The following is a 14,981-nucleotide window of genomic DNA, read 5'->3' on the forward strand; positions in this document are numbered from 1 at the left end:
CGTCGACAAATGAGGACAACCCTGCACTAAAGGACGCATGTTCGGATGCCGAAAACCCCTGGTCCGTCCAGGGACGGGCCAGGGGTTACGGGAACTTTGTAACGGTTACTCCACGCCTGAGCCGTGGCCAGAGCTGCGGCCGTCCGGGTGACGGCTCAGCCGGCGGATCCGGCCGCCGCGTCGCACGCCTGCCCGCGCAGCGCACGGGCCAGGTCGTCGCGCGCCTCCAGGACCAGCCGGCGCAGCGCGGGCGCGGCCCCCTCGTGCGCGGCGAGCCACGCGTCCGCCGCGTCCAGCGTCTCGCGCGAGTCCCGCAGCGACGGGAACAGCCCGCGGACCACGTCCATCCCGATCTGGATCGACCGCTCCTGCCACACGCGCTCGATCACCGCGAAGTACCGCTGTGCGTACGGCGCCAGCAGCTCCCGCTGCGAGGGCCGCACGAAGCCCGCGATGGTCGCCTCCACCAGCGCGTTCGACAGCGCGTCCGACTCCACCACCTGCGTCCACGCCCGCTCCTTGACGGCGGCGGAGGGACGCGCGGCCAGGCAGCGCACCTGGTGCCGCTTGCCGGAGGCGGTGTCGTCACGGGCCAGCTCGTCGCCGAGCGCCTTCTCGTCGGCCGCCCCGTACGTCGCCAGCGGCTCCAGGAACGCCCAGCGCAGCTCCTGGTCCACCTCCAGCCCGGTGATCTCCTCGGTGCCGTCCAGCAGGGCCCGCAGCAGTTCCAGATCGGCCGGTGCCGACGCCAGCGACGCGAAGAAACGCGCCCAGGCCAGCTGGTGCTCGCTGCCCGGCTCGGCCTGCCGCAGCTCGGCCAGCGCCCCCTCGGCGAGCGCCCGCCCGCCCGTCTCGCGCCACGCGGGCGCCACGTAGTGCACCAGCGCCGACTGCGCCCACGCGTGCAGCATCTGGAGTACGCCGATGTCGGTCTCGCGGCCCGCGAACCGCAGCACCAGAGCGATGAAGTCGCGGGCCGGCAGCAGCGCGTCCCGGGTCAGGTTCCACAGCGCCGACCAGCACAGCGCCCGGGCGAGCGGATCGGTGAGCGCGCCCAGGTGCTCGCGCAGGGTGGCCAGCGACGTCTCGTCGAAGCGGATCTTGCAGTAGGTGAGGTCGTCGTCGTTGACCAGCACCAGGTCGGGCGCGTCCTGCCCGGCCAGCTCCGCGATGACCGTACGGGCACCGTCCACGTCCACCTCGGCGCGCGCGTACCGCTCCAGCGCGCCGACCTCCGAGCGCTGGTACAGGCCCACCGCCACCCGGTGCGGGCGCAGCTCGGGGTGCGACTCGGCCGCCTCCTGCACCACCGCCAGCTCCTGGATCCGCCCCTCGGGGTCCAGCACCACCTGCGGGGTCAGCGCGTTGACGCCGGCCGTCTGGAGCCAGGACCGCGCCCACGCGCCCATGTCCCGGCCGCTGGTCTCCTCCAGGACCGCCAGCAGGTCGCCCAGCCGGGTGTTGCCGTACGCGTGCCGCTTGAAGTAGCGGCGGGCGCCCTCCAGGAACGCCTCCCGGCCGACGTACGCCACCAGCTGCTTGAGCACCGAGGCGCCCTTGGCGTAGGTGATGCCGTCGAAGTTCAGCTTGGCGTCCTGCAGGTCACGGATGTCCGCGGTGACCGGATGCGTGGAGGGCAGCTGGTCCGCGCGGTACGCCCACGCCTTGCGGCGGTTGGCGAAGGTGATCCAGCCGTCGGTGAACCGGGTCGCGCCCACCAGCGAGAACGAGCCCATGAAGTCCGCGAAGGACTCCTTCAGCCACAGGTCGTCCCACCACTCCATGGTGACCAGGTCGCCGAACCACATGTGCGCCATCTCGTGCAGGATGACGTTGGCCCGCGCCTCGTAGGAGGCCTGCGTCACCTTGCCGCGGAAGATGTACTCCTCGCGGAACGTGACCAGGCCCGGGTTCTCCATCGCGCCCAGGTTGTACTCCGGCACGAAGGCCTGGTCGTACTTGCCGAACGGGTACGGGTAGTCGAAGTTGTCGTGGAAGAAGTCCAGGCCCTGCTTGGTGACGAGGAAGACGTCGTCGGCGTCGAAGTGCTTGGCCAGCCCCTTGCGGCACAGCGCGCCCAGCGGGATCTCCAGCCGCGTCCCGTCCTCCAGCACCCGCTCGTAGGAGTCCGTCACGTAGTGGTACGGCCCCGCCACCACGCACGTGATGTATGTCGAGATCGGCTTGGTCTCGGCGAACCGCCACACCCCGTCGTGCCGCTCACCCGCCCCGTTGCTCCACACCGTCCACTCCTCGGGCGCCCGCACCTCGAAGCGGAACGGCGCCTTGAGGTCCGGCTGCTCGAAGTTCGCGAAGACGCGCCGCGAGTCGGCCGGCTCGTACTGGGTGTAGAGGTAGACCTCGCCGTCCTCCGGGTCGACGAAGCGGTGCAGGCCCTCACCGGTGCGCGAGTAGGCGCACTGCGCGTCGACGACCAGCTCGTTGTCGGCGGCCAGGTCCTCCAGGAGGATCCGCGAGCCGTCGAAGACCTCGCTCGGGTCGAGGTCCCTGCCGTTGAGGGAGACGGCCGTGACGCTCGGCGCGATCAGGTCCGCGAAGCTGGACGCGCCGGGCTCGTTGCAGCGGAACCGGATCGTGGTGACGGACCGGAACGTGCGCGGCCCCGCGCCCTCCCCGGCGTCGACCGCCGACCGCACGTCGAGGGACACCTCGTACCCGTCGACGGACAGCAGGGCGGCCCGCTCCCGGGCCTCGTCGCGGGACAGATTCTCACCGGGCACAGACGGCACTCCCTCGGATGTGTTCAGGATGCGGACAGCACCGATCCTGCCATGCGGTCCAGATCCGCGACATCAGGGAATTCCCTGCGCGGCGGTCGATGTTCCCGTTGCGAGGGCCCCGCCGGGTCCGTCCCGTACGCGCACACCCCGTACCGAGGAGAGCCATGTCCCAGACCGCCCCCGCGGCGACCCCCTCCGGCAAGACCCCCGTCGACTTCTGGTTCGACCCGCTGTGCCCGTGGGCCTGGATGACCTCCCGCTGGGTGCTGGAGGTGGAGAAGCAGCGCGACATCGAGGTCCGCTGGCACATCATGAGCCTCGCCGTCCTCAACGAGCCGAAGCTGGACGAGCTGCCCGAGGAGTACCGCGAGCTGCTCACCACCAAGGCGTGGGCGCCGATCCGGGTGGTGACCGCGGCCTGGCAGAAGCACGGCGACGACATCCTCGGCCCGCTCTACACCGCCCTCGGCACCCGCTTCCACAACCAGGGCCAGGGCCCCACCCGGGAGGCGATCGCCGCCGCGCTGGCGGAGGTGGGCCTGCCCGCCGACCTGATCGACTACGCCGACCAGGAGGACTTCGAGTTCGACGCCGAGCTGCGCGCCTCCCACAAGGAGGGCATCGACAAGGTCGGCCAGGACGTCGGCACCCCGGTCATCGCGCTGCCCGGTGCCGACGGCGAGCAGATCGCCTTCTTCGGCCCGGTCGTCACCCCGGTGCCCCAGGGCGAGCAGGCGCTGCGCCTGTGGGACGGCACCATCGCCGTCGCCTCGGTCCCCGGCTTCTACGAGATCAAGCGGACCCGGACGGCGGCCCCGGACTTCAGCAACCTGTAGGGCCTCCGCCACAGGCCCCTCCTACGGGAAGACCCCCGCGAGTCCTGTCCTCGCGGGGGTCTCCTTCTTTCCGCCCGCCCGCGTGAAAGGTGAGAAGACGATCACGAGGAGGGACGACCGGGGGCGCACGTCAGGGCGCGAGCAGCAGCACGTTCGCGCGTTCCTTGGCGGCGGCGTGGCGCCGGGCGACGTCCTGCCAGTCGACCACCTGCCACATGGCCTCGATGAAGTCGACCTTCTGGTTCTTGTACTGGAGGTAGAAGGCGTGCTCCCAGGCGTCGAAGACGAGGATCGGGGTCGAGCCCTGCCCGACGTTGCCCTGGTGGTCGTAGACCTGCTCGACGACCAGGCGCCCGCTGAGCGGCTCGTAGGCGAGTACGCCCCAGCCCGAGCCCTGGGTGGTGGCCGCTGCCTTGGACAGCTGGGCCTTGAAACCGGCGAAGGAGCCGAAGGACTCCGCGATGGCGTCGGCCAGCTCGCCCACGCCGTCCTTCTCCAGCGGCTCGCCACCGCCGTCGCCCGTCATGTTCTGCCAGTAGATGGAGTGCAGGATGTGCCCGGACAGATGGAAGGCCAGGTTCTTCTCCAGGCCGTTGACCGCACCCCACGACTCCTTGTCCCGCGCCTCCGCGAGCTGCTCCAGGGTGTCGTTGGCGCCCTTCACATAGGCCGCGTGGTGCTTGTCGTGGTGCAGCTCGATGATCTCGGGGCTGATCACCGGCGCGAGCGCCGAGTAGTCGTACGGCAGTTCAGGCAGCGTGTAGACGGGCATGGCAGATCCCCTCCGGCAGTTATTGCAAAGAGCTTGCAACTACAAGTTATCAACAACAATGCGGGCGCGGGCAACAGGAAGGCCCCCACGTGTCACGTGGGGGCCTCGCCGTACCGGATGCGCCCTCCCGGATGCGCCGTGCCGGGCGCGCGGTGTCAGTTCCGGGCGCGGGTGCGCTGCCAGAGGTAGCCGGCCGCGGCCAGGAACAGCGTCATGCCGCCGGTCGAGTACAGCTGCACCCGCGTGTCCGGCTCCCGCGCCATCAGCACGAAGACCGCCGCCATGCCGGCCAGCGCCACCCAGGTCAGCACCGGGAAGGCCCACATGCGCACCACCAGCTTCTGCGGCGCCTCGCGCTCCAGGGCGCGCCGCAGCCGCAGCTGCGAGACGGCGATGAAGATCCACACGACCAGGATCACCGCGCCGATCATGTTCAGCAGCCAGGGGAAGACGTCGTCGGGCCGCCAGTAGCTGAGCAGGACGCACAGGAAACCGAAGACGCTCGACACCAGCACCGCGATCCGCGGCACACCACCGAAGACCCGGGCCAGGGCCCGCGGGCCCATCCCGCGCTGCACCAGCGAGTAGGCGATGCGCGAGGACCCGTAGATGTTGGCGTTCATCGCGCTCAGCAGCGCGACCAGCACCACCACGTTCATCAGCTGGCCCGCGCCGGGGATGCCGAGCCGGTCCAGCGCGGCGATGTAGGGGCCCTTCTCGACGACCTCCGGCGCGTTCCACGGGACGAGGGTGACGATGACCGCCATGGAGCCGACGTAGAACAGCGCGATGCGCCACATCGCCGTGCGGACCGCGCTCGCCACACCGCGCACCGGGTCCTGCGACTCGGCCGCCGCGATGGTGACCGTCTCCAGACCGCCGTAGGCGAACACCGAGGCGAGCAGGCCGACGATCAGGCCCTGGCCGCCGTGCGGCAGGAAGTCGCTCAGGTGCGAGGCGCCCGGCGAGTCGGTGCCCGGCAGGACCCCGGCGACGGCCAGCACGCCCAGCACCAGGAACAGGGTGATCGCGCCGACCTTCAGCGCGGCGAACCAGAACTCGAACTCGCCGAAGTTCTTCACCGCGGCCAGGTTCGTGCCGCAGAACACCACCATGAACAGCGCCACCCACATCCACTGCGGGGTGCCCGGCAGCCAGCCGGTGACGATCTTCGCGGCGCCCATGCCCTCCAGGCCGACCGCCGTGCACAACAGCACCCAGAACGACCAGCCGGCGGTGAAACCGGCCCACGGGCCGAACGCCCGCTCGGCGTGCGCCGAGAACGAGCCCGACGACGGGTACGCCGCCGACATCTCGCCCAGCATCCGCATCACCAGCATCACGAGGAGGCCGGAGAGGGCGTAGGCGACGACGATCGACGGCCCGGCGGCGGCGATGCCCGCGCCGGAACCGACGAACAGCCCGGCGCCGATCACCCCGCCGAGGGCGATCATCGACAGATGGCGCTGCTTGAGGCCGTGGGACAGGGGGGCCGCCTCCGCCGCCGGGGTCGTCCCGGCGGCGGTGCTGGCGCGGGTGCTGCTGCTGGGCATGGGCGCGCTCGTCCAGTGGGGGGAGAGGGGGCAAAAGTTCCCACAGTCTGGGCAGCCCGTCCGCTCCGGGGAAGCCGCTGCCCACCATCCGGACACCTGCCCTACGCAGTGTGCACGGAACGCTACGCCGCGGCGGGCGCCGACGCGAGGGGCGTGTAGTGCGAGGCGTCCCCCTCCAGGGAGTGGCTCTCCTTGCCCTCGACACCGACCGGGACGTCCCCGGCCACCGTCACCCGGTTCAGCCGGCGCGGCAGGCCGTCGTAGTTGTCGATGGCGTAGTGCTGCGTGATCCGGTTGTCGAACAGCACCAGCTGGCGCTCCGACCAGCGCCAGCGCAGCACGTTCTCCGGGCGGGTGACGTACGCCTGGAGCAGGTCCAGGATCTTGCGGGACTCCGGCACCGAAAGGCCCACGATCCGCTGGGCGAACCCGCCGATGAACAGTCCGCGCTCGCCGGTCAGCGGGTGCACCCGGACCACCGGGTGCGCGGTGCGGTACCGGATCGAGGTGAACTGGGCGCGCCGGTCCGCCTCGGCCGCGTCGACCGCCTCGTCCGGGACCGCGTAGTCGTAGTCGTTGGTGTGCTCCGCCCACAGCGTGTCGGCCAGGCGCCGCAGCGGCTCGGGCAGGTCCCGGTAGGCCCGGGCGGCGTTCGCGATCAGCGTCTCGCCCCCGTACGGCGGCACGGTGATGCTGCGCAGGGTGCTGGCCTGCGGCGGGTTCAGCACGAACGTCACGTCGGTGTGCCAGTGGTTGGAGCGGCCCCGCTCGCTGTCCACGGGGAGCACGTTCGGGGCGCCCTCGACGGCCGGCACGGTCGGATGGGCGGTGGTGAGGTCCCCGAAGTGGCGGGCGAAGGCCTCCTGGCCCGCGTCGTCCAGCCGCACGTCGTCGAAGACGAGCGCCTTGTGGACGTTCAGCGCCTCCCGGAGCGCGGCGACGGTCCCGGTGCCGAGCGGCCGGGACAGGTCGACCCCGGTGACCTGGGCGCCGATGCGCGCGGTGACCTTGCGGATCTCGATGGACATGGAAGTTCCCTTCAGACGGACGGACGGACCGGCGGACGGGCGGACGGCCGGGCGCCGGCCGCATCCGGACACCGGTGCGGACGGCATGGCAGAACTCCGTGGGTTCACGGGGTGGCAGACGTGCGCGATTCCGGGCGGCGGAATACGGAGGGCGAGCGGGAGGACGAGCGGGAAGACAGACGGTCAGGGCCGGGCGACGCCAAGGGAATTCGCGCACGGAGGATCGGTGCGGAGCACGCGAGGAGAACCGGAGGAAATGCGCTCCGGGGCGCGTCAACGGGTCAGCAACAAAGAGTGCGACAGCTCGTGAGCGGGCTCATGGATGAATGCTCCCGGTCCCGCGCAACCCCTGTCAACGACCGGAGATTCTGAATCCGTGAACGTCATGTGACACGCTCGGCGGACCCCGGTAGAACACGTCCAGGGCCACCGAACCGCCCGTCACCGCGAGCACGGAATCCGTGAAAGCGGTCGGCACCACGGCACGCGTACCGCTCCGCCCCGACGGCGTCCCTGACGCCGTCAGGCAGTCGCCCCGGCACAGCGCGTCCACCTCGGTGACCACCACCGTCTCCTGGTCGAGCGGCGCGACCGTGGTGCACGGCACCGACAGGTGCGCCCCGTCGGCCACGAACCGGCGGCCGTCCAGTCCGGCGGGCACGTGCGGACGCCCGCCCCGCCCTCCTGGGTCGTCGGACACCGTTTCTGCCCTGACGGTGGCTTGCCCCTGGATCGTCGGGCTCCGCTTCCGCTGTGACGGTGACTCCCCTCGGATCGTCGGGCGCCGTCTCCGGTTTGGCGGGACCTTACAGAAGGACGGCGCCCCCGTACGCCGTCCCCGTGCAGGGAAGACCACCCCACCTCAGTGACCGGCGTCACGCCGGACCAGGTGTAAGCGACGGTCTTTGTCCGGAGCCGACCAAGCCCGCGTTCCACCCTTTGTCGAGCGCAGACGGTGATCGGCTCGAGCGCGCTGGGATAGCGTCGCGGTGTTCCCGACTGCCCTCACCCCGCGGAGTCCCCATGAGCACCGCTGCCGCCCCCGTCCGCACCGGCCAGGTCCTCGCCGACCTCCTGCCCTCCTCCCGAGTCCGGGACGCCGCCCTCGTCCTCGGCGGCGCCGCCCTCACCGGGATCGCCGCCCAGATCGCCGTGCCCGTGCCCGGCTCCCCGGTGCCGGTGACCGGCCAGACCTTCGCCGCCCTGCTGGTCGGCACCGCGCTCGGCGCCCGCCGCGGTCTGCTCTCCCTCATGCTGTACGCGCTCGCCGGCGTCGCGGGCGTGCCGTGGTTCGCGGAGGGCGGCTCGGGCGCGGGCGCCCCCTCCTTCGGCTACGTCCTCGGCATGCTGATCGCCTCCGCCGTCGTCGGCGAGCTGGCCCGCCGCGGCGCCGACCGCACGGCCTGGCGCATGGCCGGCACGATGATCCTCGGTGAAGCGGTCATCTACGCCGTCGGCGTCCCCTACCTGGCCCTGTCCACCGGCATGTCCGCCTCCGCCGCCGTCGCCGCGGGCCTCACCCCGTTCCTGGTCGGCGACGCCCTCAAGGCGGCCCTGGCGATGGGCGCGCTGCCGGCCGCCTGGAAGTTCGCCGGCCGGCGCTGACAGCGCGTACCGGAAAGCGGAAAGCGGGGGAGCCTCCTTGGGGCTCCCCCGCTTTCCGCTTTTCCAGGACCGCCCCCGGCGGGTCAGCCGGCCGGGATCTGCTCGGTCCCGGCGGCTTCGTCGGCCGCCGCCCGGTGGCCGTGGCCGCCCGCCAGCTTCTGCTTGACCACGGCGATCACCAGCACGACCGCCGCCACCAGCAGCGACAGCAGTACGGTCTCCCGGCCGTCGTGTTCGGTGTCGGTGAGCATGTACCCGAGGACGAACACGATCAGGAGGGCCGCGGCCCAGGTCAGGTACGGGTACAGCCACATCCTGACGACCAGCTTCTCCGGCGCCTCGCGCTGGATGATCCGCCGCATGCGCAGCTGCGAGAAGCAGATCACCAGCCAGACGAACAGGGCGACCGCGCCGGAGGAGTTGACGAGGAAGAGGAAGACGGTGTCCGGGAACTTGTAGTTGAAGAACACGGCCACGAAGCCGAAGGCGACCGAGACGAGGATCGCGGTCCTCGGCACACCGCGGCCGGTGGTCCGGGCGAACACCTTCGGCGCGTCCCCGCGCTGACCGAGCGAGAAGGCCATGCGGGAAGCGGTGTAGAGACCGGAGTTCAGACAGGACAGCACCGAGGTGAGCACGATGAAGTTCATGATCTGGCCGGCGTGCGCGATGCCCAGGGAGTCGAGGGCGGCGACGTAGGAGCCCTTGTCGGTGATCGCCTTGTCGTTCCAGGGGATCAGGGAGACGACGACGAGGATCGAACCGAGGTAGAACACGGCGATGCGCCAGATGATGCTGTTGGTCGCCTTGGTGACCGCGCTCTGCGGGTCCTCGGACTCACCGGCCGCCAGCGTGGCGATCTCGCTGCCCATGAACGAGAAGACGACGAGCAGCACGCCCGTGAGGATCGAGCCGGGGCCGTGCGGCAGGAAGCCGCCGTGGCCGGTCAGGTTGGAGAAGGAGGCCTGGTCGGCGTGGACGCCGGGCAGCACGCCGAAGACGGCCAGCAGACCGACGACGATGAACGCGGCGATGGCGACGACCTTGATCCCGGCGAACCAGAACTCGAACTCGCCGTAGGAGCCGACGGAGACCAGGTTGGTCGCGGTCAGCACCAGCATGACGATGAGCGCCCAGCCCCACTGCGGGACGGCCGGTATCCAGTCGGAGAGGATCTTGGCGCCGGCCGTGGACTCCACGGCGAGCACGACGACCCAGAAGAACCAGTACAGCCAGCCGATGGAGAAGCCGGCCCAGCCGCCGAGCGCGCGGTCGGCGTGCGCGGAGAAGGAGCCGGAGGTGGGGTTGGCGGCGGACATCTCGCCGAGCATGCGCATCACGAGGACGACGAGGGTGCCGACGAGGGCGTAGGAGAGGAGGATGCCGGGTCCGGCGGTGGCGATGCCGGAGCTGGAGCCGACGAAGAGTCCGGCACCGATGACGCCGCCGATGGCGATCATGGTGAGATGGCGGTTCTTGAGTCCGGCCTGGAGCCCGGAACCGTGTCCGTCCGGGTTCGCTGGGCCGCTTCCAGACTGCTGCAGGGTCGGCTGCGAGGTCATGGGGGATTCCTTTTGCGCCGGTGTGCGGTTACGCGTGCGAGCGGTGCACGAGTCGATCCAGTGAATCCGAGGTGACGGAATTCGTGAACCTTCGAAACGTAATCGTTACTTGAGCTTTCCTTGAGGTTTGTAGCCCGGCTCGGATATCCCTCGGCGGTATTACGGACACGGCGCGTACCCGCCCGGTGACCCGTCCCGGACAAATCCCGGCCGCTTTCCCCGTGCCGCCGGGAGGGGCCGCCGCTCCCGACCCGAGCCGCCCGCCCCGCACCCGCCGTGTCACACTCGGACCATGCGCGTGTATCTCGGCTCGGACCATGCGGGCTTCGAACTCAAGAACCACCTCGTCGAATGGGTCAGGGCGGCCGGCCACGAGGCCGTCGACTGCGGACCGCACATCTACGACGCCCAGGACGACTACCCGCCCTTCTGCCTCCGCGCCGCCGAGCGCACGGCGGGCGACCCCGGCTCCCTCGGCATCGTGATCGGCGGCTCGGGCAACGGCGAGCAGATCGCGGCCAACAAGGTCAAGGGTGTACGGGCCGCCCTCGCCTGGAGCGAGGAGACCGCGTCCCTCGGCCGCCAGCACAACAACGCCAACGTCGTCGCCGTGGGTGCGCGCATGCACTCGGTGGAGGAGGCGACGAAGTTCGTCGAGACCTTCCTCAACACCCCCTTCTCCGGTGACGAGCGGCACATCCGCCGCATCGACATGCTGTCGGCGTACGAGACGACCGGAGAACTCCCGCCGATCCCGGCGCACCACCCGCAGCAGTAGGAGAGGACCGGCTCCGCCGTTCCCCACGCTGGGGGAGACGGCGGAGCCGCAGCCCCGTGGGCGGGGACGAGGCCCCCGCGCCGGGGTGCAGGGGTGGAGCCCCGCGAGGGGTGCAGGGGGCGCAGCCCCCGCATGGGGTCCGGGGCGCAGCCCCGGGAGGGTGCCTTGTCGCCCACCGAGTCGGGCGGGCGGGAGACCGGGGTCCGGGGCGGAGCCCCGGGAGGGCGCCTTTTCAGCCCACGAGCCGAATGGGCGGGCGGGAGACCGAGGGGCCGGAGGCGCAGCCCGGGGAGGACGCCTTCTCAGCTCACCGAGTCGAGTGGGAGACCGAGGGGTCCGGGCCGCAGCCCGGGAGGCCGGCTTCCCCACCCCGGCCCGAAACAGCGGGCCCGGGACGGGCCGGCAACCGCAGGGAAGGACACCGCACCGTGCCAGAGGGGCACACCATCCACCGGCTGGCCCAGGACTACGCCACCCGCTTCACCGGCACCCCCACCCGCGTCACCAGCCCGCAGGGCAAGTTCACCGACGCCGCCGCCCTCCTCACCGGAGCGGAACTCACCCGCACCGAGGCCCACGGCAAACACCTCTTCCTCGGCTTCCGCGCCGCCGACTGGATCCACATCCACCTCGGCCTCTTCGGCAAGGTCACCTTCGGCGACGCCCCCGCGCCCCCGCCCACGGACACCGTCCGCCTCCGCCTCGCCAACGCGACGTCGTACGTCGACCTCCGGGGCCCCACGACCTGCGCCCTGGTCACCGACGCCGAGAAGCAGGCGATACACGACCGCCTCGGCCCCGACCCGCTGCGCCCCGACGCAGACCCGGCCGCCGCCTACGCCCGCGTGAGCCGCAGCCGTACGACGATCGCGGCGCTGCTGATGGACCAGAAGGTCATCGCGGGCGTCGGCAACGTCTACCGCGCCGAGGTCCTCTTCCGGCACGGCATCGACCCGTACCGCGCGGGCAGGGACATCACCCCGGCCGAGTGGGACGCGATCTGGACGGACCTCGTCGCCCTCATGCGCGAGGGCGTCCGCAACAACCGCATCGACACGGTCCGCCCCGAGCACACCCCGCACGCCATGGGCCGGCCGCCGCGCGTGGACGACCACGGCGGCGAGGTCTACGTCTACCGCCGGGCGACCCTGCCCTGCCACGTCTGCACCACGGAGATCCGCACCGCGGACCTGGCCGCCCGCAACCTCTTCTGGTGCCCCACCTGCCAGAACCGGTGACCCCGGCCCCGGGAACGCCGCCGGAGGACGACTAGAACCCGTGCGGCAGCCAGGGGGCGACAGCAGACCCGAACGCCACGGACGCCTCCGCCAGCGCCCCACCGCGCAGCTCCCGCACCCGCCCGGCCGCGGCCAGCGCCGTCAACGGCACACCACCGAGGTACGCCGCCCCCAGCTCCCGTACCGACAGCGCCAGGTCCGCCGCCTCGGACGTCCGCTCGCAGACCGCGCCCTTCGCGTCGCCGCTCAGCCGCCACCGCCCGGTGTTCCAGCCGCAGAACGCGTCCTCGACCTCCAGGACGACGTCCACCGGCGCCTGGTACGTCCGCGCGGCCAGCGCCGCCCCGAGGTCGACGAGCCGCACGTACAGCGTGTCCTGCAGCCGCGGCAGGCACCGCCGGATGTCGGACACCAGGTACTGCCAGGCGTCGTCGACCGGCCGGTTCCCGACGGACAGCTTCGACGTCAGGTCGATGTCGAAGAGGAACCGCCACAGCGCCGCGTCGGTCGCCGGATCGAGCGCGTCCAAAACGTCCAGCACCACCGTGCCCTCGGGCACGCCGGACTCCCAGCCGGGCTTGACCCGGTAGCGGGCGTACCCCGTGACCTCCCCGTCGCGCTCGGCGACCACGCACTGCAGCGGTGAGGCGCCCTCGCGCAGGCTCTCCGGGTCGAGCAGCCCCAGCCGCTCCCAGCCGGGCCGCCGGGCCAGCATCCCGGGCCGGCCGGGCACCAGCCGCGCGTACACCGCCTCACACGCGTCGAGCACGTCGGCGGGCGCCACGTACCGCAGCCGTACGCCGTCCGTGCCGGCCGGAACGGACAGTACGGCCCGGCCCGTGTCGATCTCGGCGCTCAGCTGGAAGCTGGCCGTTCCGTAACCGAACCGTCCGTAGATGCCGGGTTCCGAGGCCGTCAGCACCGCCAGCGGCTCGCCCCAGGTCCGTACGTCGTCCAACTGCCGCCGCATCATCGACGTCAGCACACCGCGCCGCCGGTGCGTGGCGGCCACGCCGACCATCGTCACGCCCGCCACGGGCACCAGGGCGCCGCCGGGCACGGTCATCCGGAAGCTGAACGCCCCCGCCGAGCCCACGCACGCCTCCCCGTCCCAGACGCCCAGCGAACGGTCGTACTCGGTGAGACTCCGGTACAGCTCCAGCTCCTCGGCCGGCTCCGGAACCCCGCCGAAGGCACGCATCAGGTGGCCGTACCACGTGTCCCACTCGTCCGGTCGCAGCACTCTCAGCTCGGTCGCAAGGTCAGTCGCCATAGGCCATCCCTACCAGCGGCCCGGGCCCCGGTCGAACAGATTTCGCCGGAGTGGCGGCGCGGTTGCTCACCGTGAAGTTCACTGTGAAGTCGAGCCCCGGACGGGGGATAAGTCGGACCTCCCGTGCCAACCGGCGGCTCCGATGGATAGGGTCCCGAACTAATGGCAGCAGGACGAGGGCGGCGCGCGGAAGCCGAGACGTTCACGGCCCGGTGGAAGATGCAGTGGCACCGGGTCCGCGTCGGCGTGCGCAGAGCCGCCGTCGACTACTTCCGCGGCGACGGTTCGGACTGGATCGCGCTCGGCGGCCTGCTGCTGACCATCCCGGTGATCGCGGCGCTCACCCTCGTCGACTCGGTGTGGTTCTCCCCGGTCGCGCTCGTGCTGCCCATCGTCGCCGGCGGCCTCCTGCTGCGCCCGGCCAGCCTGCTCGGCCTGTACGCGGCGGCGGCCACCGCCCTGATCGTGGAGTCGGTACGGCTCGGCCCCTACACCGAAGGCCCCTCCCGGGTCACCCCGGGCGTGGTGCTGGTGGTCGCCGCCTGCGGCTTCTTCGGGCTGCTGATCGCCCAGTTCCGCAGCCGGGTGGGCGTGCCCTGGCGGCGCGGCGGCACCATGCTCTTCGACCTGCGCGAACGCATCCGCGTGCAGAGCCAGCTGCCCCAGCTGCCCGGCGGCTGGCACCACGAGATGGCACTGCGCCCGGCCGGCGGCCAGTCCTTCTCCGGCGACTTCGTGGTCGCCGCCCGTACCAACGGCGGCCGGACCCTGGAGGTCGTCCTCACCGACGTCTCCGGCAAGGGCATGGACGCCGGTTCGCGGGCCCTGCTGCTCTCGGGCGCGTTCGGCGGTCTGCTCGGCAGCCTGCCCCCGCACGCCTTCCTGCCCGCCGCCAACGGCTACCTACTGCGCCAGGACTGGGAGGAGGGCTTCGCCACCTCCATCCACCTGGTCCTCGACCTCGATTCCGGCGACTACGAGCTGTACTCCGCCGGGCACCCGCCGGGCCTCCAGCTCAGCGCGGGCACCGGCCGCTGGGAGGAGAAGGCCGCCGAGGGACCGCTCCTCGGGGTGTACGACGGTGCCCAGTTCGACTCCGTCAAGGGCTCCCTGCGCCCCGGTGACGTCCTGATGCTGTTCACCGACGGCCTGGTGGAGACCGCCGAACGCGACATCGCCGAGGGCATCGACCGCCTCACCGGAGAGGCCGACCGCTATGTCGCCGGCGGCTTCCACGGTGCCACCTGGCACCTGATCGAGGCGGTGGCCAAGGACGTCAACGACGACCGTGCCCTGCTGCTGATCTGCCGCGAGGGCCCGACCGCCGCGGTCCGCTGAGGACTGGCCACCCTGGCCGGTTTGTAATGCATCTGTGTACATCGCGACCCCGGACTGCCCCGCCGCGGCGTGAGTTGGTAGAGATGGAACCCAGCTGTGCCGTGGCTCCGGACCCCGCCGGGCCGGATCCGCGGTGAGCGTGAGTCCTGGTGTGCTGTTGGGGGAGGCGAGTTCGGCGTGAAGTTCGACATGGGTGCGCAGACGTTGTCGACGTTGATGCGTGATTCGCGTGGGTCGAGTGATGATCTGGGGTCGTT

General features: G+C 71.5%; 12 protein-coding genes. 5 read left to right on the forward strand and 7 right to left on the reverse strand.

Annotation, left to right across the window (positions count from 1 at the left end; genetic code table 11):
• Positions 1 to 155 precede the first annotated feature (155 nt).
• A complete protein-coding gene (gene pepN / locus IG64_RS24265) occupies positions 156 to 2,741 on the reverse strand; it encodes an aminopeptidase N (protein ID WP_037859809.1) in 2,586 nt (861 codons plus the stop codon).
• Positions 2,742 to 2,905: 164 nt separating this feature from the next.
• Between pepN and IG64_RS24270 the strand changes: the two genes are divergently transcribed.
• Positions 2,906 to 3,577, forward strand: a complete 672-nt coding sequence (locus tag IG64_RS24270) for a DsbA family protein (RefSeq protein ID WP_037859811.1) — start codon at positions 2,906 to 2,908, stop codon at positions 3,575 to 3,577.
• Positions 3,578 to 3,707: 130 nt separating this feature from the next.
• On the opposite strand, the gene IG64_RS24275 is transcribed toward IG64_RS24270, so the two are convergent.
• The 4 genes from IG64_RS24275 to IG64_RS24290 all read right to left on the reverse strand — a co-directional run bounded on the left by IG64_RS24275 (position 3,708) and on the right by IG64_RS24290 (position 7,630).
• Entirely contained in the window at positions 3,708 to 4,349 is a 642-nt protein-coding gene (locus IG64_RS24275; RefSeq protein WP_037859813.1) for a superoxide dismutase, read from the reverse strand.
• A gap of 155 nt (positions 4,350 to 4,504) precedes the next feature.
• Positions 4,505 to 5,902, reverse strand: a complete 1,398-nt coding sequence (locus IG64_RS24280) for an amino acid permease (RefSeq protein ID WP_037859816.1) — start codon at positions 5,900 to 5,902, stop codon at positions 4,505 to 4,507.
• A 122-nt stretch (positions 5,903 to 6,024) separates the two neighbouring features.
• Positions 6,025 to 6,930, reverse strand: a complete 906-nt coding sequence (locus tag IG64_RS24285; protein WP_037859819.1) for a TauD/TfdA dioxygenase family protein — start codon at positions 6,928 to 6,930, stop codon at positions 6,025 to 6,027.
• Between the two features lie 352 nt (positions 6,931 to 7,282).
• Positions 7,283 to 7,630: a hypothetical protein gene (locus IG64_RS24290; RefSeq protein WP_158771632.1), complete on the reverse strand. Its 348-nt coding sequence runs from the start codon at positions 7,628 to 7,630 to the stop codon at positions 7,283 to 7,285.
• 323 nt (positions 7,631 to 7,953) lie between these two features.
• Between IG64_RS24290 and IG64_RS24295 the strand changes: the two genes are divergently transcribed.
• The gene (locus tag IG64_RS24295; protein WP_037859825.1) at positions 7,954 to 8,535 is read left to right on the forward strand and encodes a biotin transporter BioY; all 582 of its coding nucleotides are present in this window, start codon (positions 7,954 to 7,956) and stop codon (positions 8,533 to 8,535) included.
• 83 nt (positions 8,536 to 8,618) lie between these two features.
• On the opposite strand, the gene IG64_RS24300 is transcribed toward IG64_RS24295, so the two are convergent.
• Positions 8,619 to 10,097, reverse strand: coding sequence for an amino acid permease (locus tag IG64_RS24300; RefSeq protein ID WP_037859827.1), 1,479 nt, complete (start codon positions 10,095 to 10,097; stop codon positions 8,619 to 8,621).
• A 292-nt stretch (positions 10,098 to 10,389) separates the two neighbouring features.
• On the opposite strand from IG64_RS24300, the gene IG64_RS24305 reads away from it, so the two are divergent.
• Together IG64_RS24305 and IG64_RS24310 are read left to right on the forward strand one after the other, a co-directional pair.
• Positions 10,390 to 10,875: a ribose-5-phosphate isomerase gene (locus tag IG64_RS24305; protein ID WP_037859828.1), complete on the forward strand. Its 486-nt coding sequence runs from the start codon at positions 10,390 to 10,392 to the stop codon at positions 10,873 to 10,875.
• Positions 10,876 to 11,303: 428 nt separating this feature from the next.
• Positions 11,304 to 12,113 carry an Fpg/Nei family DNA glycosylase gene (locus tag IG64_RS24310; RefSeq protein ID WP_037859829.1) on the forward strand — a complete coding sequence of 270 codons (810 nt, stop codon included), beginning with the start codon at positions 11,304 to 11,306 and terminating at the stop codon, positions 12,111 to 12,113.
• A 31-nt stretch (positions 12,114 to 12,144) separates the two neighbouring features.
• Here IG64_RS24310 and IG64_RS24315 read toward each other — a convergent pair whose 3' ends face one another.
• Positions 12,145 to 13,386, reverse strand: a complete 1,242-nt coding sequence (locus tag IG64_RS24315) for a GNAT family N-acetyltransferase (RefSeq protein ID WP_107474342.1) — start codon at positions 13,384 to 13,386, stop codon at positions 12,145 to 12,147.
• A 162-nt stretch (positions 13,387 to 13,548) separates the two neighbouring features.
• Between IG64_RS24315 and IG64_RS24320 the strand changes: the two genes are divergently transcribed.
• Entirely contained in the window at positions 13,549 to 14,724 is a 1,176-nt protein-coding gene (locus IG64_RS24320; protein ID WP_037859831.1) for a PP2C family protein-serine/threonine phosphatase, read from the forward strand.
• Positions 14,725 to 14,981 lie beyond the last annotated feature (257 nt).

It is taken from the genome of Streptomyces sp. NRRL S-340, assembly GCF_000720185.1.
In the GTDB taxonomy this organism is placed as follows: Bacteria; Actinomycetota; Actinomycetes; order Streptomycetales; family Streptomycetaceae; genus Streptomyces.